The sequence below is a fragment of the Limnobacter olei genome, assembly GCF_029087225.1.
Taxonomy (GTDB): domain Bacteria; phylum Pseudomonadota; class Gammaproteobacteria; order Burkholderiales; family Burkholderiaceae_B; genus Limnobacter; species Limnobacter olei.
This window is the reverse complement of the sequence record NZ_JARFJD010000011.1, coordinates 1-20,920: the sequence shown is the minus strand read 5'-3', so window position 1 is coordinate 20,920 and position 20,920 is coordinate 1. Positions and strand designations below refer to the sequence as shown.

General features: G+C 54.3%; 20 protein-coding genes. 12 read left to right on the top strand and 8 right to left on the bottom strand.

Annotated elements, in window-relative coordinates; all coding sequences use genetic code 11:
• Positions 1 to 3 precede the first annotated feature (3 nt).
• Both bcsG and bcsR read left to right on the top strand, forming a co-directional pair.
• A complete protein-coding gene (bcsG, locus tag PY990_RS08150) occupies positions 4 to 1,707 on the top strand; it encodes a cellulose biosynthesis protein BcsG (RefSeq protein WP_275271193.1) in 1,704 nt (567 codons plus the stop codon).
• A 16-nt stretch (positions 1,708 to 1,723) separates the two neighbouring features.
• Complete coding sequence (gene bcsR / locus PY990_RS08145; RefSeq protein ID WP_275271192.1) at positions 1,724 to 1,933, top strand: BcsR/BcsP family cellulose biosynthesis protein; 210 nt, start codon at positions 1,724 to 1,726, stop codon at positions 1,931 to 1,933.
• An 8-nt stretch (positions 1,934 to 1,941) separates the two neighbouring features.
• Here bcsR and PY990_RS08140 read toward each other — a convergent pair whose 3' ends face one another.
• Entirely contained in the window at positions 1,942 to 3,354 is a 1,413-nt protein-coding gene (locus PY990_RS08140) for a WS/DGAT/MGAT family O-acyltransferase (protein ID WP_275271191.1), read from the bottom strand.
• Positions 3,355 to 3,439: 85 nt separating this feature from the next.
• Positions 3,440 to 4,243, bottom strand: a complete 804-nt coding sequence (locus tag PY990_RS08135; RefSeq protein ID WP_275271190.1) for a crotonase/enoyl-CoA hydratase family protein — start codon at positions 4,241 to 4,243, stop codon at positions 3,440 to 3,442.
• Between the two features lie 54 nt (positions 4,244 to 4,297).
• On the opposite strand from PY990_RS08135, the gene PY990_RS08130 reads away from it, so the two are divergent.
• The 3 genes from PY990_RS08130 (at position 4,298) to PY990_RS08120 (ending at position 6,395) form a co-directional block, all read left to right on the top strand.
• Positions 4,298 to 4,921 carry a thermonuclease family protein gene (locus tag PY990_RS08130; RefSeq protein ID WP_275271189.1) on the top strand — a complete coding sequence of 208 codons (624 nt, stop codon included), beginning with the start codon at positions 4,298 to 4,300 and terminating at the stop codon, positions 4,919 to 4,921.
• Between the two features lie 3 nt (positions 4,922 to 4,924).
• Positions 4,925 to 5,329, top strand: coding sequence for an acyl-CoA thioesterase (locus PY990_RS08125; RefSeq protein WP_275271188.1), 405 nt, complete (start codon positions 4,925 to 4,927; stop codon positions 5,327 to 5,329).
• A gap of 145 nt (positions 5,330 to 5,474) precedes the next feature.
• Positions 5,475 to 6,395 (top strand): metal-dependent hydrolase, encoded by a 921-nt coding sequence (locus tag PY990_RS08120; protein WP_275271187.1) that lies wholly within the window; start codon positions 5,475 to 5,477, stop codon positions 6,393 to 6,395.
• 77 nt (positions 6,396 to 6,472) lie between these two features.
• Here the strand turns inward: PY990_RS08120 and PY990_RS08115 are convergent, their stop codons facing one another.
• Both PY990_RS08115 and PY990_RS08110 read right to left on the bottom strand, forming a co-directional pair.
• Positions 6,473 to 7,630, bottom strand: a complete 1,158-nt coding sequence (locus PY990_RS08115; protein WP_275271186.1) for an AI-2E family transporter — start codon at positions 7,628 to 7,630, stop codon at positions 6,473 to 6,475.
• 33 nt (positions 7,631 to 7,663) lie between these two features.
• The gene (locus PY990_RS08110; RefSeq protein WP_275271185.1) at positions 7,664 to 8,575 is read right to left on the bottom strand and encodes a DMT family transporter; all 912 of its coding nucleotides are present in this window, start codon (positions 8,573 to 8,575) and stop codon (positions 7,664 to 7,666) included.
• A 59-nt stretch (positions 8,576 to 8,634) separates the two neighbouring features.
• Here PY990_RS08110 and PY990_RS08105 point away from each other — a divergent pair, with 59 nt between their 5' ends.
• Together PY990_RS08105 and sorU are read left to right on the top strand one after the other, a co-directional pair.
• Entirely contained in the window at positions 8,635 to 9,876 is a 1,242-nt protein-coding gene (locus PY990_RS08105) for an NADH:flavin oxidoreductase/NADH oxidase family protein (RefSeq protein ID WP_275271184.1), read from the top strand.
• 21 nt (positions 9,877 to 9,897) lie between these two features.
• Positions 9,898 to 10,227 (top strand): SorU family sulfite dehydrogenase c-type cytochrome subunit, encoded by a 330-nt coding sequence (gene sorU / locus PY990_RS08100; RefSeq protein ID WP_275271183.1) that lies wholly within the window; start codon positions 9,898 to 9,900, stop codon positions 10,225 to 10,227.
• A gap of 3 nt (positions 10,228 to 10,230) precedes the next feature.
• Here sorU and PY990_RS08095 read toward each other — a convergent pair whose 3' ends face one another.
• Positions 10,231 to 10,998, bottom strand: a complete 768-nt coding sequence (locus PY990_RS08095; protein WP_275271182.1) for a class II aldolase/adducin family protein — start codon at positions 10,996 to 10,998, stop codon at positions 10,231 to 10,233.
• Positions 10,999 to 11,149: 151 nt separating this feature from the next.
• On the opposite strand from PY990_RS08095, the gene PY990_RS08090 reads away from it, so the two are divergent.
• The 4 genes from PY990_RS08090 to PY990_RS08075 all read left to right on the top strand — a co-directional run bounded on the left by PY990_RS08090 (position 11,150) and on the right by PY990_RS08075 (position 17,181).
• On the top strand, positions 11,150 to 11,842 hold the full coding sequence (locus PY990_RS08090; RefSeq protein ID WP_168426873.1) for a sterol desaturase family protein: 693 nt from the start codon (positions 11,150 to 11,152) through the stop codon (positions 11,840 to 11,842).
• Positions 11,843 to 11,944: 102 nt separating this feature from the next.
• The gene (locus PY990_RS08085; RefSeq protein ID WP_275271181.1) at positions 11,945 to 13,747 is read left to right on the top strand and encodes an alkaline phosphatase D family protein; all 1,803 of its coding nucleotides are present in this window, start codon (positions 11,945 to 11,947) and stop codon (positions 13,745 to 13,747) included.
• Positions 13,748 to 13,861: 114 nt separating this feature from the next.
• Positions 13,862 to 15,967, top strand: a complete 2,106-nt coding sequence (locus PY990_RS08080; protein WP_275271180.1) for a bifunctional metallophosphatase/5'-nucleotidase — start codon at positions 13,862 to 13,864, stop codon at positions 15,965 to 15,967.
• Between the two features lie 146 nt (positions 15,968 to 16,113).
• Positions 16,114 to 17,181 (top strand): FkbM family methyltransferase, encoded by a 1,068-nt coding sequence (locus PY990_RS08075; protein ID WP_275271179.1) that lies wholly within the window; start codon positions 16,114 to 16,116, stop codon positions 17,179 to 17,181.
• A 3-nt stretch (positions 17,182 to 17,184) separates the two neighbouring features.
• Here PY990_RS08075 and PY990_RS08070 read toward each other — a convergent pair whose 3' ends face one another.
• From PY990_RS08070 to PY990_RS08060, 3 genes are read right to left on the bottom strand one after another with little or no spacing between them, the layout of a single operon-like run.
• The gene (locus PY990_RS08070) at positions 17,185 to 17,946 is read right to left on the bottom strand and encodes a glutathione S-transferase N-terminal domain-containing protein (RefSeq protein ID WP_275271178.1); all 762 of its coding nucleotides are present in this window, start codon (positions 17,944 to 17,946) and stop codon (positions 17,185 to 17,187) included.
• A 14-nt stretch (positions 17,947 to 17,960) separates the two neighbouring features.
• Complete coding sequence (locus tag PY990_RS08065) at positions 17,961 to 18,860, bottom strand: DMT family transporter (protein ID WP_275271177.1); 900 nt, start codon at positions 18,858 to 18,860, stop codon at positions 17,961 to 17,963.
• Positions 18,853 to 19,863 carry an MDR family oxidoreductase gene (locus PY990_RS08060; RefSeq protein WP_275271176.1) on the bottom strand — a complete coding sequence of 337 codons (1,011 nt, stop codon included), beginning with the start codon at positions 19,861 to 19,863 and terminating at the stop codon, positions 18,853 to 18,855. Before PY990_RS08060 ends, PY990_RS08065 begins: the two co-directional genes overlap by 8 nt.
• 111 nt (positions 19,864 to 19,974) lie before the next feature.
• Between PY990_RS08060 and PY990_RS08055 the strand changes: the two genes are divergently transcribed.
• A complete protein-coding gene (locus PY990_RS08055) occupies positions 19,975 to 20,766 on the top strand; it encodes a PaaX family transcriptional regulator C-terminal domain-containing protein (RefSeq protein WP_275271175.1) in 792 nt (263 codons plus the stop codon).
• Positions 20,767 to 20,920 lie beyond the last annotated feature (154 nt).

Genomic DNA, 20,920 nt, shown 5'->3' with positions numbered 1-20,920 from the left:
GCCATGCTGTTGTGGAACCTTTACTTTCTCATCAAGTTCGGCCTGCACTTTGCCGGGCAACTGACACTGAGCCCCCTATGGAATTTGGGCCTGTTTGCCTTGCTAATCGCCACCAACCCAGCGGCCTACCAAAACAAACAGCTGATGAAGGTGCTGCGCTACCTGGTGTTTACTGGCCCAGCCATCGCCTTGCTGCTGCACGAACTGGGCTTGGTGGTCTCACTGGCGCTGGTTGATCAAATCAAGGCGTTGTTCGGGTTCTCGGTCGATTACCTCTGGGAACTGATGAAACGCACGATACAACCCTGGATGCTATGGGGTGCTTTGTTGGGCTTCATGATAGTGCGGGTGCTTGACCGTTACATACGCATCAGTAGTTGGGTTGGGTTTGGGCTTGTGTGCATCCTCGGGATTCAAGCGCTGCCTTTTTTTCAACAACAAACTCAAGCAAGTAAAACCGCCGCTGTGCTTGAGCCTCAAGCTCAGACCCGTGAAAATTTATCACCTGCGGAACTGTTGGCTCTGGGTCAGCTGGATTTTCAGAAACTGCGAGTAGCCCGTGACCAAGAAAGTCAAACCAAACTTCGGGACAATGCCTATGAGGGTGCTGGCCCAGGTACAGTACTCGCTGGTTTTTTTGAAAGGCAACGCACCATTGCACAGGCACCCTTCGCACTCCAGGCCAGTCCAGATTTCGATGTGATTGTGCTGCAAATCTGTTCACTGTCTTGGGCCGACCTGCAGTACGCAAAACAGAGCCAACACCCAGCCATTCGGCAAGCCGACTTCGTGTTCGAGAATTTCAATTCAGCCACCAGCTATTCAGGACCGGCCGCCATTCGACTGTTGCGCGGAAAATGTGGGCAAACACCGCATGATTCACTCTACAGCGCCGCCAACGGCAATTGCATGTTGTTTGAACAGCTGCGAAACGTGGGTTTTGAAGTGCAAATGGGGCTGAATCATGACGGCCGTTTCCAAGACTTTTCGAAACTTGTAAAAACAAACTTGGGTGGCCAAGCCACTGAACTGGTAGGCCATAACGAGGTACCTGCTGGTGTGCAGGCTTTTGACGGCTCCCGTGTGGGTCGCGATGGTGATTACCTGCGCGCATGGTGGAACAAACGCGTTCAGCAAAGCGGGCCTGCAGTGGCTTACTACTACAACAGCATCACCTTGCATGACGGCAACCGTTTACCCAACAGCAACCTGAACAGCCTGAACAGCTACCCCTTGCGCCTTGAGCGGATGTTGAATGACATTCAATCCGTGCTTGGGGAAATTCGACGCAGCGAACGCAAGGCGTTGGTGATGGTGGTACCCGAACACGGCGCTGGATTAACTGGTGAATTCGGTCAACTGGTGGGCTTACGTGAGTTGCCAACACCCGCCATCACCAAAGTGCCTGTATTTGGATACTGGATAGCGCCTGGTTACGCGCCCGCCGGCACAGGGCCTGTTACCGTCAAACAATCCGTCAGTTACACCGCGCTCAGTGAATTGCTGGCGCGCTGGCTGGCACAACCGGCTGAGCAGCAGCAAAAGCCTGCTTGGCCGGTTTTGCTAAGTGATTTACCCAGCACTAGATTGGTGTCGCAACAAGGCAATATTACCGTCATGGAAAGCCAGGGGTCTTACTGGATCAAGGCCCCGGGTGCCGCCTGGAAAATGCTGGGCCCAGTTCAAACCATTGCGGCATCAAACTGAGGGGGCTCAATCAACCATGGCACAATTTGACCCCAACACACCTCCTGCCCTGTTCATGCCACCGGCCGACATGGCGCATGACATTTACGCGCTCAGCGCACAGCTGGAGGGTTTTGACTACAACATGTATCAGGATATTCAACAGGACCAGGCTGTGTACGACTCATTTCAGCGCTGGCCCTTTTTGTTTGGTATTGCCATGGCCTCTCGTTACAGCGAGGAATAACAACGCGTTCAAGCCGCAGTGCGTTTTTTCAAATTGGCCTTGGCTTCCCTGGCAGCCGCCTCTTCCAACTCAACCAAGCCATCTTCCAGAAACTGCAACAACCGCTGCATCGAAGGCATGGTTCTTCGACAAGCCACCAAACCAAATTCAAGCTTGCCGGCATAGCTGTTCAATGTAATGTTCAGGGCCTGGCCGTCCAGCAACAGTGAAACGGGGTACACACCATCCACCTCTGCACCATTGAAATACAAGGTGTGTTTGGGGCCAGGCACATTCGAAATCACTATATTGAAAGCCTGCAGTTTGGGTGCCAAACCGGTCAGCATGTTAAACCCGCTAATGCCCATCATGGTGGCCACGTAGTTCATGATTTCAGTTTGATTCATGCTGGCAAACCGTTCTTTGGAATGGTTCACTGAGCGGGCAATGGTTTCAATCCGTTCCACGGGGTCTTCGGTGTCAGTGGCCAAATTGGCCAACAACAGGGCCACATGATTTCCGGTTGCAGTGTCGTCTTTGCGAAGCGACACTGGCACCATGGCCACCAGCGGGCGCGCAGGCAGGGCATTGAGCTCGCTCAAATAAGAACGCAAGGCCGAGCCACACATGGCCAGTACCACGTCGTTCAAGGTCATATTCAAGCCGGTCGCACAGGCCTTGATTCTCTCCATCGACCACGACTGGGCAGCCACTCGGCGCGAGGCTGTAATTCGGCGATTCAACACACTGCGTGGGGCTTGAATCACAGAAACAAAATCAGGATCTGCCACACTGGTCTGCCACAGCGATCGGCCTACTTCTTTCACCACTTTGGGCAGGCTGAACAACTGGGTTTTAGCCGTATCGACCACCTGCCCAAGCACGGTGATCAAACCTTCAGATGCTTCCGAACGCTGAACCGAGCCACGCAAATTCGGGTTGGCCCACAGGGGTGGAATGTCCATGATCTCGGGGTTGTCGGCCATGGAACGCTGCAACATTTTCATGCAGGCCACACCATCCACCAATGCATGGTGCACCTTGGTGTACAAAGCCACGCGACCGTCTTCCAGACCATCGATGACATACGCTTCCCACAGGGGCTTTGCACGGTCCAGCGGCGCGGCATGCAGCTTTGAGGTTAACTCCAGCAATTCACGAATGCGGCCCGGCTTGGGCAGCGACAAATGAATGAAGTGGGCCTCAAGGTCAAACTCATCGTCCTCCACCCAAAACCACACACCCAATCGCGACTTCAAACGCAAACTGAACGGTGCCACCGGCTGGGTGTACGTGCGCATGTCGGCCACCACTTTGTGCACATAATCGATTGTGCGCTGGCCCTTGGGTGGTTTCAGCAGCACCAGCCCACCCACATGCATGGGCTGATTGCGGCGCTCCAGCCACAAGAACAATTGGTCATTGGGGGTCAGGGCCTTCATGGCATGTCTCCGTGTTGTGTTTTTTATTCCTGAATACGTTGTTACTGCATGAAGTGCGCCGCTGGATGCGGCACGCCCCGAGATTTCAACGAATTTGCCGTTTGGCAAACGGCATGGTGGGCTGTTTGCTGTTTTTCACAACCGAAATACGCTGGTTTTTAAAACCAAGCACGCGGCGCTGCCAGCGTCGTTCTTGAGTCAGGTGTGCGGCCTCGTCAATACCAAAAATCCGTTGCAACATGAACTTGCTTGCCGCCACTGAATCGGGTGAGCGGGTCAAAAGTTCCTGCACCAAGGCCTGCACTTTTTCTTCCGGATTATCTACCACATGGGTCACCAAACCCAATTCTTTGGCTTGCAAACCGTTGATTACGCGGCCTGTCATGGTCAATTCCTTGGCCACATCTACGGGCAACAATTCACGCACCAGCGCCGCACCGCCCATGTCGGGTACCAAACCCCACTTAGCCTCCAGAATGGACAATTGCGAATCGGGTGTACACACCCGAATGTCCGCGCCCATGGCATATTGAATACCTGCACCGAAGCAATTGCCGTGAATTTGCGCAATCACGGGTACGCCAAGGTCGCGCCAGCCCATGCTCCACGTCTGGAAAATATTGCGCATGGGCAACCACAAGTTGGCGTACATAATCAAACCTGTCTTGGGATTGCTCATGACCGACTTTACATCGAGCCCCGCACAAAAAGACGGGCCCTCGCCTTTCAAGATGACTGCCCGCAGGGTTTTGTGCCTGGCCAGCTGCAGCTGCACCTTGCGCACTGCTTTCAGCATAGGCCAATCAACACCATTGTGTTTCTCAGGGCGATTCAGGGCCACAGTGGCCACGGTGTTGTCGTTGTTGAACTGCAGGTTTACTCTGTCCATGGTACTCTCGGCTGTTTTTTAAAATCGTGGTTTGGCTCGCTAGCCATCTTAACCTTGAACATTCTCAAACCCAATATGATCTTTAAAGTGTTGGCTCTGGTTTTGGCTCTGCTGGGCTATTACATCAGCCCCTACGGCCCAAACATTGGCATCGGCGGCCCTGTTGCCTCAGAAAGTCAAAACCAGCCCGGCTCGGCCACTTCGGGCAGTTTTTACCTGGCCACGGTCACCCGCGTGGCCGATGGTGACACCATCACAGTGCGAAACCGCGATGGCGCGACCCACAAAATTCGCATGCACGCCGTGGATGCACCTGAATTGAATCAGGCGGGCGGTGAGCAGTCCAAGCGCTGGTTGACCGAACAGGTGCTGAACAAAGACGTAAAAATCATCGTGAACAACACGGACCGCTACAAACGGCAAGTGGCGAAAGTGGTGTTGCCCGTAGAAGGGTGCCAGCAGCGCTTGTGTGATGGTGAAACCGACATCAACCTGAAAGCCATTGAAGCCGGGCAAGCTTGGTGGTACCGGGAATTCGCGCGCAGCCAAAGCAGTGAAGACCGTGTGATGTACGAAGCTGCGGAGGACCAGGCCCGCAATGCGCGCAAAGGCCTGTGGCAACAAACCGCCCCCCTTGCCCCCTGGCAATGGCGCACCGAACAACGCAACCAGCGATAAAACATGAAAGAAATTTACTCCACCACCGTGCCCCTGCGCTGGGGCGACATGGACCAGATTGGCCATGTCAACAACACCGTGTACTTCCGTTGTTTTGAGCAAGCCCGCGTGGAATGGATAGCCCTGTTTCCGGAAAGCGCGGACAACAACCCTGCGTATGTCGTGATCGTTCACACCGAATGCAGCTTTCTGAAAGAACTGAAAGCACCCGGCGTGGTGGAGATCAAGGTGTTTGCGGGCGAGGTGGGCCGCAGCAGCTTGGTGCAGAAATACGAGATGCGCCGCACCGATGTACCCGAAGTTCTGGTGGCAACCGGCAGCGCAAAAATGGTGTGGGTCAGCCCGAAAACAGGTCGCTCTACGCCCATTCCAGACCGCTTCAAAAGCACACTTGGCACGCAGGAATAACACTGCAGATTCAGGGTAAACCCGCAGTATTTTCTAGAACGGGTATTCAAGTTTTGCTATTGTGGACATGAAATTTTATTGTTACATTGCGCAATGTCACTGTTAAACGTGGCAACAACAATAAAACAAGTGTAGGAGTCAAACCATGAAGAACATCATGCCTGTACGCCGCGATGTCAAATTGAATCTGCCTGAAGAAAAGGTATCCAATTGGCATGAGCAAGGTCCCCACGTGACCCATTTCATGAACGCCCTGTCGCTGTTTTTCCCGGCTGGCGAGCGCATGTTCATGGACGCTGTGCGCAACTACCGCGACGACATCACCGACCCTGAATTGAAAAAAGCCGTGGTGGCCTTTATTGGTCAAGAGGCAATGCACAGCCGCGAGCATGTTGAATACAACGAGATGCTAGATCGCGCTGGCCTGCCCGCTTCGCAATTGGACAATTTCCTGTGGGGCTTTTTGGCCTTCATCAAGAAAACCCTGGGCAAACGCCTGACATTGGCTGGCACCATTGCGCTTGAACACTACACCGCACTGATGGCCGACCAGTTGCTTCGCAACCCCGACGTACTGGGTGAAAAATCCGACCCAGCCTACAAACAAATGTGGATGTGGCACGCCTACGAAGAAACCGAACACAAAGCCGTGGCCTACGACGTGTGGAACCATGTATTGCCCAACAACATGCGCAACCGCTTCAGCCGCCGCCTGGCGATGGTACTGGCCACTGCCATATTCTGGCCACTGGTGGCTTACTTCCACGTGCGCTTGGTGTTTGCCGACAAAACAATCAAGGGTGGCCATTTGAAAGGCTTCTGGACCGTGACCAAAATGTTGTGGGGCAAAAAGGTGGGCGTATTGCGCAACCCGGTGGCCAATGGCGAGTTCATGGACTATTTCAAAGCCGACTTCCACCCCTGGATGCACGACAACAGCCGCTTCCTGACAGAAATCGATAACTTTGTAGCCACTGTAGAAGATTCAGGCCGCAAGCCCAACACCGAGATTGCAAACGCCATTCGTGCCCGCATGAACAACCAGTTGAAAGCAAACGCAGCTTAATCAATTTCGTGACAGAAACTTTGGGCTGAACAGCCGGTGGGAGAAGTGAGCAGCCCACCGGTTTTTTTTCGCCTAACTTACCTGGCTTGCCGGTAATAGTCGCTTTGTTCGTAATGGGCAAAGGCGTGCAGGTAAGCCACTTTGAAAATTGCAGCCAGCGGCAGCGCAAGAAAAACACCGACCAAGCCAAATATGGCACCGAAAAACGCCAAGGCAAAAATAACCGCGAGTGCCGACAAACCAATTTTGTCGCCCACCACCAAGGGGGTCAGCACAAAACCCTCCAGAAACTGTCCCACCACGAACACAAGCAATACCAGAACAATTGGCAAAAAACCCTGTAATTCAAGCGCGGCGGTCAACAGCCCCACCAGCAAAGCCACCGCAAAACCAAGGTAAGGCACCACACACAACACGCCCGCCAACATGCCCAAAGCCCAGCCACTTTGAAGCCCCACCACACTCAAACCGATTGAATAAAAGGTGCTGAGAAACAGCATCACAATCATCATGCCCTTGATGTACTCGGTCATGACAGAATCGATTTCGCTAAACAGAGGTTGTGCCCGCCTCCACAAATGAGGGGGAAATAGCTGCTGGAACTGCTTGGTAATTTGAGTCCAGCCGGGAAGAATAAACAGTGTGGCAATCACGGTCAGCGACACAAAACCGGTAATGCCCAGCACTGACTGCGAACCCGAGCGCAAAATTTTTGTACTGATCTCGGCCAGCGTGCCACGGTTCTCGCTGATGTAAGCCGCAATGCGGTCTTTCATCTCAGTGCTGTCCACAGAAATGGTCAAACCAAACACTTCATTGAGCCAAGGCAGCACCGTGCGCTTCACGTTCACAATCAACTGAGGCAAATTGTTCTGGATCAGTTCGAGTTGGGTCAGCACCACCGGAATAAACAACAGGCCCACGCTGGAGAAAATCAGCAACAACGCAAAAAAGGTGAGCACTGCACACACCGGCAAGGGAATACGCCCGCGCAACTTGCCGTGCACCCAACGGCTGGGGGCGGCCAATAGGTAAGCCAACACAAATGCAGCCACGAAGGGCGCCAGCACTGGCCACAAATTGATGACCACCGCCAATACCAAGGCAGCACTGAGCAGCAAGCCCCAGTGTTGCAGGTAGAACTGCTTAGCCAAGGTTGAAAGACTTGAAGGCGTTTGCACCGCCTGCCCTACAGGCTTGGTGTTCTCATCTTTGGGTTTCACGACTTCATTCATCGAATCAATGTCCTGCCAATTTGAATTAAGCCCTTAACGCTTGGCGCGCAAAACCAGATACACACCACCCAAGGTCATGACCATGGCCACCAGCAAAGTGGCAGTAACAGCCTCATCCAGGAAAATAACACCAGCCAGTGCAGCAATCACGGGCACGCTGAGCTGCACACTGGCTGCCGAAGTGGTGGGTAACGCAGGTAAAACCTTGTACCACACCGCATAACCAATGCCGCTGGCCACGCAACCCGAAGCCAGAGCAAACAATACACCTGCCATGGTGGGCGTTGGCAAATACACGGTGTACAGGGCCAAGCCGCGCTCCACTGTAACCCCGGGAATGTGCACGCCCGCCTTGGCTGAGAAGTACACGGCCATCCACACCAACACCATCAGGAATGCGGCCCTGGAAAAATTACCCGCGGTGTCAGCCAAAGGCGATTTGGAACCCTTGCCCACCACGGAATACACACCCCAACAGGCACCTGCCAAAGCCATACTTGCAGCAGCCAACACCGAAGCTGGCGTTTGCAAATGTGGCCACAACAGCAACACCAAGCCAGCCGCAGCCACAACAGCGCCAAACGCACGCAAGCCGCGCAAGCGATCCCCCTGGGTAGCCGCGTAGCCAATCATGCTGAGTTGCACACTGACAAACAGAATCAGCGCACCGGTACCGGTGCTCATGTACAAATAGGCCATGGAAAACAGCACCGCATAACCAAACAGCGCCCACGCACCCACCCAACTGCCCTGTTGCGCACCCCTGTTTTGAATGCGCAAACACAGCCACAAGGTGATGGCACCACCAATCAGCCGAATGGCTGTGAAGCTGGCTGGGTCTATTTGCCCAGCTCCCAACGCGGCTCGGCAGAAAAAGGAATTGGCCGCAAACGCACACATGGCGAAAGCCGTCAAAATTAGTGTATTGACTTCAATTTTTTTCATGCGTCCACGCTACCATGTGACAACAATAATTTTCAATTCAGAGCCACCGGAGACTCCCAATGCGTATTGAACTTCGCGACCCACTGACACTGCCCTGCGGCGCCACCCTTCCCAACCGCTTGGTGAAAGCTGCCATGAGCGAAGCCTTGGGCACGCGCGACAACCGTGTTACACCACAAATTGTGCGGGTCTACCAGCGCTGGACAGCCGGTGGCATTGGTTTGAATATAACCGGGAATGTGATGATTGACCGCCGAGCACGTGCAGAGCCGGGCAACGTCGTGATTGAAGACGACCGCGACATGCTGTTGTTGCAGCAGTGGGCCAAAGCGGGCCAGGCCAATGGCAGCAAAATCTGGGTGCAAATCAACCACCCCGGCAAACAGTGCCCCAAAGGCATGAACAAGGAAACCGTGTCGCCTTCGGCGGTGCCTTTCCACAAAAGCCTGCAAATGATGTTTGCCACACCACGCGAACTCACCGAGACTGAAATCCTTGATTTGATTGCCCGCTGGGGCCGCACCGCGAAAGTGTGCAAAGACGCGGGGTTTGACGGCGTGCAAATTCATGGTGCGCATGGCTACTTGATCAGCCAGTTTTTAAGCCCGCTAAGCAACCAGCGCACCGACCAGTGGGGTGGCAATGCCGAAAACCGTCGTCGCTTTGTACTGGCCATTTACGACGAAGTGCGCAAACAGGTGGGCCCTCACTTCCCGGTGGGTATCAAGCTGAATTCAGCCGACTTCCAAAAGGGTGGCTTTTCAGAGGAAGAATCACTGGCGGTAATTCAGGAACTGACCGCGCGCGGCATTGACATGATTGAAGTGTCGGGCGGCACCTATGAAGCCCCCGCCATGACGGGCGCAAGTGCAAAACCCAAGAAGGAAAGCACCGTAAAGCGCGAAGCCTACTTCATCGACTTCACAGAGAAAGTACGTGCCGTGTGCAAAGTGCCACTGATGCTCACTGGGGGTTTTCGCACCGTGGGCGGCATGAAAGAAGCGCTGAACAGCGGTGCTGTGGATTTGATTGGCCTTGCCCGCTCGATTGCCATTGAACCCGATTTGCCCAAACGCCTGTTGGACAACAAAGAAGCCTTGCACCCGGTGAAGCCATTGATTACCGGTGTAAAAGCAGTGGACCGCACCGGCTTGCTGGAAATTCAGTGGTACACCCGCCAAATTCACCGCATGGGCAAAGGCAAAAACCCTGTCCCGAACGAGAGCGCCCTGAAAGCCCTGTTTTTCTATATTCTGGATAGCAGTTGGGGCTTGTTCAAGGCCCGCAAATTAAGGGCGTGATCAAACACAGGGAGTTCAGCCATGGTGAAATTCAGCTGCATGTTGGTGTTAAGCCTGAGCACATTCAATGCTTTCGCCATGGACGACGCCACCATTCTTGAACTGGGTCGCAAACTGTTTCAAACCGATGCCGACCCGGCCTGTGCCATTTGCCACACCCTGGCCGATGCTGGCACGAAGGGCAAAATTGGCCCAGTGCTCGATGTGCTCAAACCCAGCGAAGAACGCGTGTTGAATGCACTTAAAAACGGCAAAGGGGGCATGCCCCCTTTTGTTGATCATTTGACCGTGGATCAAATGAAAATTCTGGCGAAGTATGTTTCCACCGTGACTGGTGGAAACAATCCCTAATCGTCAGTTTTTGTAATCCGGCTGTTCGCGGTCCAGCTTGCGCAGCAGCGCGGGCCAGGCAATATTGCCACCCAAACCGCGGGTTACCTGCGCAGCTGCTGCCTTAATACCGTCCACAATCGGCTGGGCAATCGGAATCAATTGCGCGCCACCCGATTGCGCCGCAATTTGAACCTCACAGGCGCGCTGCAAAATAAACATATTCAAGAACGCATCGGCCACCGTGGCACCACAGGTCAGCAAACCATGGTTACGCAAAATCAGGTTGTTGGCTTCGCCCAGGTCGGCCTGCAAGCGGGCCTTCTCATCTTCGCGCAAGGCCAAACCTTCGTAGTCGTGATACGCCAGCCCAGCCAAGGGAAACAGGGACTGCTGTGAAATTGGCAACAAACCCTGTTCCTGAATAGACACCGCAACGCCCGCCACGGTGTGGGTGTGCATCACGCAGTGCGCATCATGCCGAATAGCATGCACTGCACTGTGAATGGTGAAACCAGCCGGGTTTACATCGTAGGGGCTGTTGTCCACTTTCTCGCAATTCATGTTCACCTTCACCAAACTGCTGGCAGTGATTTCTTCGAACATGAAACCATAGGGGTTGATCAAGAAATGGCCTTCTTCACCGGGCACCCGCGCCGAAATATGCGTGAACACCAAATCGTCCCATTTGTGCATGGCCACCAAACGGTAAGCTGCGGCCAAATCAACACGGGCTTGCCATTCCTGCTGGCCAATGTGGGCGGGTGGGGTATTTGAAAGCGGTGCGTTCATGGTGGGTCTCCTTGGCTGCTTTTGGAATAGTGTTTTTTATAAAGTGTACCAGCGCGCAGCCAAGTGCTTGCAAAAGCACTTGAAATTGCAGGCAATCGGGGGCAATCTAACATTACAAAATAAAATTCATAATGTGGGAGACAGTAATACCATGCATGCCAAAGTCAAACAGCTTGTGCCCAAGGAGTCTCAGGACGAGGCAGTCCGCTCGGTTCGGGCCAACTACAGGGCAGAATTCATTTCAGCGGGTTACCAAGGCTACCTGCACTTGGCCATGACAATGACCTTGGGCTTGGGCGTAATCGCGCTATGTATTTACTGGCTAGAGTCCCCCAGCGCACTGGAATGGTTGACCATACCCGCCACCTTTTTGTATGCCAATTTTGCGGAATGGGCGGGCCACAAATACGCCATGCACCGCCCGGTCAAGGGCCTTGGCTTTGTGTACAAACGGCACTCGCTGCAACACCACAAGTTTTTCACCGACACCCACATGGAAATTGACAGCAACCAGGATTTCAAAGCCGTGCTGTTTCCAATCGCAATTGTCGGGTTTTTTGTGGTGGCGTTTTTCGTGCCCATGGGCTTTTTATTGGCCTGGCTGTTCAGCCCCAATGTGGCCCTGTTGCTGGTAGCCACCGGCATGGCCTATTACCTCAACTATGAACTGCTGCACCTGTCGTACCACTTGAAAGAAGATCACTGGGTGCATCGCATTCCCGGATTCACGCGCTTTGCGCGCCTGCACACCACGCACCACGACCAGCGGATCATGGCGCACAAAAACTTCAACATCACCTACCCCATCATGGACTGGTTAATGGGCACTTGGGACAGAAGGTAATTTGTGACACCAGCGTGACCAGTCACGCTGACATGTTCTTCCAAAACTAAAGCGACCACCCAAGCAGTATCAAGAAGAACCAACATTTTTTCGGGATACAGCATGGATCGTCGCCATTTTCTTCGCACCGGCCTGGCCGGCTTGTCCCTGCCCGCTCTGGTAGCCTGCGGCTCTGACGGGTCAAACACCGGCAACACGGCGAATCCCGGCAACCCTGGTAACCCGGTTACACCCAGCGAAACAGTTGATCAAATGCTGAACCCGGCTGGCGCTTTTCCCTGGGGTGTCAGCAGCGGTGACCCCACCGCCGAAGCTGTTATTTTGTGGACTGCCCTCTCTCCGCGCAACACCAATATCGATCAAATCCCGGTGATGCTGGAATACGTGCTGTTGGGGGAACCCCTGGCCGATATGACCGAATGGAATTCAAAATTCCAAGAAGGTCCCATCAATCGCCTGGGCGAATTTATTGCATTTCGCGACCGCGACTACACGGTGAAAGTGGACTTGGGTAACCAAGCCCTCTACAGCAACTCGCGTTTCATGCAGGGTCAAATACCCGAGCTTACCGGCAACCAGGCCTTGCTATACCGTTTTGTGGCGGGCAATCAGAAGTCACGAATTGGGCATGCCAAAACACTGCCCAGTGGGGAAGTGGAATCTGTGAAGTTTGCGACGCTGAGCTGCTCCAACTACCCGGCAGGTTTGTTTTCTGTGTACGAGATGGTGCGCCGTGAGCCTCTGGATTTCATGGTGCATTTGGGCGACTACCTTTACGAAGGCGGCGGCGGTGGTACCGAGCTCAGCCGCAACGGCGTTGCCCGAACGCCAAATCCGCAAAAGGAAATGGTCACCCGCGAAGAGTATGTGTTACGCCACCAACAGTACAAGGCCGACCCTGAACTTCAAGCGCTTCATGCTACCCACCCCATGATTGCAGTGTGGGACGACCATGAAATTACCAATGATGCTTACAAGGACGGGGCCGAGAACCACCAGCCTGAAGAGGGCGATTATCAGGAGCGCAAAGCCACAGCCATTCGCACCTATTACAACTGGATGCCTCTGCGCGAACGCTTCCCGCGCGATGAAAATACATTGGCACCCGATCCACGCGAGGTGATTTACCGCGACTTTCAAGTGGGCGATTTGTGTAGCCTGATTATGCTGGACACCCGCATTGTGGGTCGCGACAAACAGGCTGAAATCATGGCTGTAGACCCTGACCGATTCAATCCGGATCGACAACTGCTTGGGTTCGAGCAACGCCGCTGGCTCAGCGACCGCATGTTTGAAGCCAAGCAGAGAAATAGCATCTGGACTGTGCTGGGACAGCAAGTGATGTTTGGTCAATTGAACATTCTGGAAGCGCCACAAGTGGAACTGCTGGATCAAAAACTGCTGGGCAACCTGGTCAGCATCAACATGGACCAGTGGGACGGCTACGTGGCCGAACGCAATCGCGTGTTTAACCTGATCAAAGACATCGGCATTGAAAACCTGGTGGTACTGACTGGCGACATTCACACCAGTTGGGCCATTGAGCTGTACGAAAACCCGATTGCCCTGATTGGCGGCAATCAATTGCAGCGAAGCTTGGGCGTGGAAATTGTAACCCCATCCGTCACATCCTCTGGCTTTCCAGATGAAGTGGCCGATCTGGTGTCCACTCTGTTGCCTTTGCTCAACCCGCACATCAAATACAGCGAACTGAAAACCAAAGGTTTCGCACTCATCGAGATGCAACGCGAACAAATGAATGTGACCTGGAAATACGCGCAAAGCATTACCGACGAGTCACTCATTGGCGTTGAGAACGAGGCCATGCGCAAGTCGTTCACCGTGCAGCGTGGCAGTAACCGTTTTGACGGCGCCTTGCCAATCAACCTGCCAATTCCAACGTAAACAAAAACTTCATCGAACTGCAACCTGGACTGCCTAAACTGACTTTCGCGACTTTTCCTAATTGATTCAACTCAACAAAAGTCCGTCTTTTCAGCAGCATCCAGGAAGCAAATCATGTACGAATCACACAGAAAAATACTGGCGGGCGGGGTTCTTTCTCTGCTGGCCTTGATGACAGCATGCTCGTCAGACAACGACACCCCTCCTCCCGCACCCGCACCTGAAGCCGCGTTCACGCTTCAGATGCTGCATTTCGCTGATGCAGACGGGGATGACAATGTGGCCTTGAACAGCATTGCCAACCTCTCAGGTTTGCTTGACAGCTTCCGCTCGGCAATGCCCAACAACACCTTGGTGGTCAGCTCGGGCGACAATTTGATTCCAGGTCCGCGCCTTTCTGCTTCCGAGGACTCATCACTGCAAAACGTGTTTCGTACACAGCGTGGCATCAATACGCTGCGTGCCTCGATTGGTCGGGCTGACATTGCCTTTCTGGATGCCATGGGTGTTCAGGCCTCTGCGCTGGGCAACCATGATTTGGACCTGGGCACCTCCGAGTTTCGGACCATTTTTGGTGCAGACATCCGCAACGTCACAGGCGGCACTGAAACTCGCTGGGACGGTGGCCGATTCCCTTACCTGTCCTTCAATGCCAACTTTGCAAACGACCCCAACTTCACCGCGACACTGAATGCATCACCCACATTCATCGTTCCAAATGGCCAAACAGCAACTGCCGCGGCCGGGCGTGTTACTGGGTGGGTGAGCACCACGGTAAATGGAGAAACCATTGGATTGATTGGTGCCAGTTCACCCACCTTTCCGCAAATTACGTCAACTGGCGGCATCACATTTGCCGGCGGCGACAGCAGCAACAACGTGGTGATCAACAACCTGATCTCCTCGATTCAAACCGGTGTGGATGAAATGACCGCCGCCGGGATCAACAAAATCATCCTGCTGGCCCACATGCAACAAATCAGCGTGGAAGAGCAACTGGCCGCGGGTCTGCGTGATGTAGATATCATTGTGGCAGGTGGCTCCAACACTCGCCTTGGCAACAGTCGTCTTCGCCCAGGTGAGGCCTCGCAAGGCGAATACCCACGCATCATCCAATCCCCAACCAACCCGGTGGCACTGGTGAACGTGGATGGCGACTACAAGTATTTGGGGCGTTTGGTAGCGCCTTTTGATGCGCAAGGCCGCATCATTCCGCAACGCATCGACCGGACCGTGTCTGATGCTTACGCCACCAGCGAAACCGATGACAATGCAGGTGGGGTAACACCAATCCCGGCGGTTGTGGCCATTCGTGATGCACTCCGGTCAGTGATCGTTGCGAAAGACGGCAATGTATTTGGCGAGTCTGCTGTTTACCTCGAAGGACGCCGCACAGCAGTGCGTTCAGAAGAGACCAATCTAGGTAATTTGTCATCGGACGCCAATCTGACCTACGCCAGACTGTTTGACACCACCACCGCCATTTCCCTGAAAAACGGTGGCGGTATTCGTTCCGACATCGGTTTTATTGAAACCCTGCCCGGTTCTACCACAACAACATTCAAACCGGTTGCAGCCAACCCTGGCATTCGGGAAGAGGGCGAAATTTCTCAACTGGCCATTGAAAACTCTTTGCGGTTTAACAATGGACTTGTGGTTATCGACGTTTCGGCGACCCGTTTGAAAGAACTGCTGGAGCATGGTGTTTCCGGCGTCGCTCCGGGCGCCACCCCAGGGGCATTCCCACAAGTTGGAGGTGTTTCATTCAGTTTCGATACGACCCGAACCGCACGCACAGTGGGTGCAGCGGGCACAGCAGCAGATGGAACAGGCAGTCGGATTCGAACAGTGAAAGTCGGCAATGACATCGTGGTCCAAAATGGCGCAATTCAAGGTGACCCCAATCGCATCTTCAGGCTGGTAACCTTGAATTTCCTGGCCAATATCAGCGGCACCACCAACCTGGGCGGCGACAGCTACCCGTTCCCGCTGTTGGTCAACCAGAACCGGCTCAGCCTGGACACCGCCAACCCAATCGACCCCACAACATTCACGGCGGGCAATACCTTTGCAGCGAAGGGTTCTGAGCAAGATGCATTTGCACGATTCTTGCGCCAGTTCACCAATGCCAGCCCTTTCAACACTGCGGAAACACCTGCCGCCAATGACTTGAGAATTCAGAACCTGGCCGTTCGCACTGACACCGTTTCTGCGCAGTAAGCCCCAGCCCGTTCGCGCCAAGCGGTGCGAACGGGACATTTTTTCAAAATAGTCCATAAGCACCTGTTTTCCCTCGCTTTTCCGAAGCTACCGCCGTCAACGATGTCTTTAGACTGGTTTCATCGCTACCTTTTATGTGCCTCGCCATGAAACAACTCAGTCAAAAAGCCCACGCCGCCTCCTTTCATGCGGAATTTTTTGGCAATACCACCCAGAAACGCTATGTGCTGGGCATTAACGAGTTTGCTGATGCAGTGGCCAGCCGAGCAAACCTCGACGGCTTTATCGACGAATACACCACCGCCACCGAATACCGTGGCAAACCGGTTTTGAAATTAAACCAGGTGCCTGCGGGCAGCATGGTGATTTCAACCGTGACACAGGCGCGCCCCAAAACCGCCATGAACAAACTGATGCGCCTCAATGGTGTGGTGTCGATGGATTACTTTGCAGTGGCCGACGCCAGTCATTTTCAGCTACCGCAAGTACAAGCCCTGGCCGATACTCAAAAGGAATATGCAGCCCACCCCGAGAAATTTGAACGGGTGCGCGACCTGTTCGCCGATCAAGAATCGCGGGAAGTGTTTAACCGGGTTATGGAGTTTCGCCTGAACGCCAACCTGCGTGCCATGCGGTTTTTCGACTACACAGCCGACCAGCAATACTTCGAGCCCTTTGTAAAATTTTCACCAGGCGAGGTTTTTGTGGATGGTGGCGGCTTTGACGGCTACACCACCGAAGAATTCATCAAGCGATGCCCGCAGTATGGTGGCGTGCACTTTTTCGAGCCCACTGAAACCACACTTGGGAAGGCCAAAAGTAAACTGGCCCAGCACCCCAACATTCACTACCATCCGGTGGGCTTGTTTGATGCAAAGCAAACTCTGTCATTTGACGCAGGTGCTGGTTCGGCCTGCAAAATTTCGGAAACCGGCAGCGTGAAAATTGAGGTGGACGCACTGGACAATCGAGTCACAGAATCTGTGAGCTTCATCAAACTCGACCTGGAAGGTGCAGAACCCAAAGCACTGGAGGGCATGAAGTGGCATATTCAGGAAGACCACCCCAAGCTGGCCGTGGCGGTGTACCACGACCCCGCCCATTTCTGGCAAGTGCCTGAAATCATTCTCGGTGTCCGCAACGACTACAACGTGCATTTGCGCCACTACACCGAGGGCTGGACAGAAACCGTAATGTTCTTCGTCCCGAAATAAACCTCACCCGCCATAGGTTTCCAGCAGGTACTCCACAATCGCTTTGGATTCGAACATGGCCTTGCCCGTGTTTGGGTCTTCCAGATACGGCACCATCATCTTGTTGGTTTTGGCCATGAACTGCTCGCGTTTACCACCCTTCACCGGGTTGTATTCGCCAACAGCCGCATGCACACCATTCACACCCATGTCTGCAAATTGCTCTTTGCCCAAATTCACCAAGTGGTAAGGAATCTCCAGCTCGCACAACACTTCGCGCACTGGCCTGCAAAATGGCGATGCTTCAAAACTGTACAACGTCAACATTTGCTCAGGCTTTTTCGAAGCACGCGCATGGGTGCCAGCACCCAGGCCCAAAGCCGAATTGGCCAGGCTAGACACCGCCTGCGGCAACGCAGCCTTCACACGCAACGGCACAGTCCGCTTGGCATAGGTGGTGTACAGGTATTCGATAATATCGGCTGACTCATACAACTTCACGCCAGTGTTGTCGTCCACCAAAAACGGAAACTGGGCCTTGCCCCCCAATTCCAGCACATCTGCACGAAACCGTGTTCCACCCTTGGGGCAGGGGTAAATGTCAGCGTCCAGCGCCAGCTCCGTGAGGGTTTCACGCACCAAGCGACAGTAGGGACAACTTTCGAACTCGTATAGTTTCAATGGTTTTTCAGGCTGAACCGCTGCGGGTTCCGTCACCACCATACCCTGCCAGCCACGCAATGTAGACGCTGCAGTGGCCATTGCCACCTTAAACAAATGATTCATGTTTCTCCTCCCGATCAATGCGCGTCTTGGTTTTCAAGCGCGCTTAAAGCAGCCGCCAGCAAAATCATGGACCCGCCAATTCCAACCTGCAGCGTTAGCGCTTCGTTGGTCAGCAATATAGCGGACAACGTAGCAAACACCACCTCTGACAACATCACCACCGAGGTTACATTGGCCGGCAAACGCGACGCTCCATACTGCAAACCATAGTTGGCCACCAGCAAGGTAACCGCAAAAGCCAACAACACCAAACCACCGTAAAACCCGGGCAACACGGGCCACTGCACAAAGGCATTGCCCTCGCCCAACAACAGGGCCAATAAAGCAGCCACCGCGCTTGGCGCAACAATACCGCCCACGAACATGGCGAACAAACGCGCCTGCGCGGTGCGGGCAGCCTGATGCCGCAACATGATGTTGTTCAGCGCAAATGCCGCACCACCCATCAAACCCAGCCATTCCGCCAGGTTCGAAGGCACCGGAAAACCCAAGCTACCATTGGGGCTTAACACCAGCACCGCACCTGCAAACGCCAAAGCGACTCGCAGCAAGGCCTTCAAGGTAATTCGTTCATTCAGGGCAACACGTGCAATCAATACTGCCCAAATTGGCATCAGGTAGAACAACAGCACCACGCGAATCACTTCGCCAATCGACACACCCCAATTAAAGCCCACCATGGTGGTGCCAGCCGCCAGGGCCAGCAGCCACAACGCTTTGTGACGTACAAACTCGCTCCACACCCGGGGCATGAAACACAACATGGCCACCGCACCCAGCAGGTAAGTGAATGCAGAGGACCACAACGGGTGCAAACCCTCACCCTGCAATTCGCGCAATGGCCACCACGACACACCCCACACCAATGCATTCAGCACCAGGGCCAGGTAAGGCAAAGCCCGGTTTTCAGGCACAGTTCACCACCACACGCCCCTGCAATTGATTGGCCAAAACCAGGCGCGCGCTGTCGAGGGCTTGGGCAAGCCGCACTTCCTTGATCATGAAATCCAGATCATATTCATTCAAGGCTTGCGCCAACATGCCCCAGGCGCGGTCCCGCTCAGCATGGGTACGGTAGACGCAGTTAATACCGCGCAAAGTGATACCTCTCAAAATAAAAGGTGCCACGCTGCCCTGAAAATCCATGCCCTGCGCCAGGCCACATGCGGCAACCACACCACCGTACTTTGTTTGAGCACAGGCATTCACTAAGGTGTGGCTGCCCACACTGTCGACCACCGCCGCAAATTGTTCTTTTTGCAAAGGTTTGCCCGGGCGCGACATGGATTCACGGTGAATCAGGTGGGTTGAACCCAACTGCAATCGTTCAAAGTGTTTGCCTGCAGATTCGGACACAGGCTCACCCATAGCATCAATTGAACCAGTCAGGCCCACCACTTCGTAACCCAAATGCTGCAACAGCAAACAGGCCACTGTACCCACACCACCGCTGACCCCGGTCACCAGCACCGGGCCATCTTCTGGTTTCACAGGGTGATCTTGCAAGGCCATTACGCACAATGCCGCAGTGTAGCCAGCGGTACCCAAGGCAGCCGCCCAGCGGGCGCTTCGCCCTTCCGGAATCGGTGAAATCCACTGTGCTGGCACACTGGCACGCTCGGCCAAACCACCCCAATGCGTTTCACCCAAGCCCCAATCGTTGACCTGGCATACTGTGCCCACCGGCCACTGGTCTGAATTCGACTCAATCACCTCGCCCACCGCATCAATGCCATGCACCATGGGGTACTTGCGCGCTATCGGTGCAGTGTGGGTAAGCGCCAATGCATCCTTGTAGTTCAGACAGCTGTAATGCAACTTCAGCACCACATCCTGCCCGGCAAACTCAGACTCATCGAGAGTTTCCAGCTCGGCCTGCGCTTGCTCAGCCGTCCGGGAAATCCATGCCCTGATCATTTCGTCTCCTTATTCTGGGTGAGGCAATGATCGCACAAACAAGCCATCAAATTTGCATGCCGGGCCTGCCTTGCATACACTTCAGGTTTGCCTTAGAAGAACAAGTACGCCGTGCGCAAACCCACCGCCAAAAGCCTCATTCTCGACCTGTTGCTTGCCTCCAAAGGTCGCCCCCTTTCAGCCAAACAGGCCATTGCCGCCTGTGGCATTTTCGACATCAGCGTGAACAACACACGTGTGGCGCTAGTGCGGCTTTCAGCCGAAGGCCTGATCGAATCAGCAGGCCGCGCCCTGTACCAACTCACCGACGACGCACACACGCTGGCCGACGACGTGGCCGCCTGGCGCACCCGCAGCACCCGGGTTCGCCCCTGGGATGGCAGCTACATTGTGGTGCAGGCCGAGAAACTTTCACGCAGCGAAGCCAAACAACAACGCGCCCGTGCACGCGCCTTGCTGATGCTGGGTTTTCAACCGTTGAACGAACACCTGTTCATACGCCCCAACAACATCGAAGACACACTACAAAGCGTGCGCGATCGCCTGTACAAACTGGGTTTGGAGAAAGACGCGCCGGTGTTCGAGGCTCGTGATTTTGACTCCGAGCTTCAGCGCCGAATTGCCACCCTGTGGAACCCACGCGAACTAGAGACCAATTACGCGCAACTGGAAAAAAAGATGCGCACCTGGCTTGACCGCTCGGGTACGCTGGAACCTGAAGTCGCCGCCCGTGAATCATTCTTGTTGGGCGGCACCGCAATCAAGCATGTGGTGTACGACCCGTTTTTGCCCGCAGAATGGGTCAATGTTCAAGCCCGTGAGCGGTTTTTAGGCGCAGTGGACGAAGTGGACCAAGCCGGCATGCGGATCTGGAGCGGGCTTTGGGCGAGCATGGAAGGCTGATTGCTCGCTTGCTGGTTTGCTTGGCCCAATCGGCTTGGGTTCCGATCTCTCGCCAGAAAACCTGTACTCCCCTTGCTGAGCCTTGCGATGCCTGAGAACGACCCGCCTAAACTACGGGTCGGGTCCGTTCTCTGTCGCCCATGCTGGTCAACAA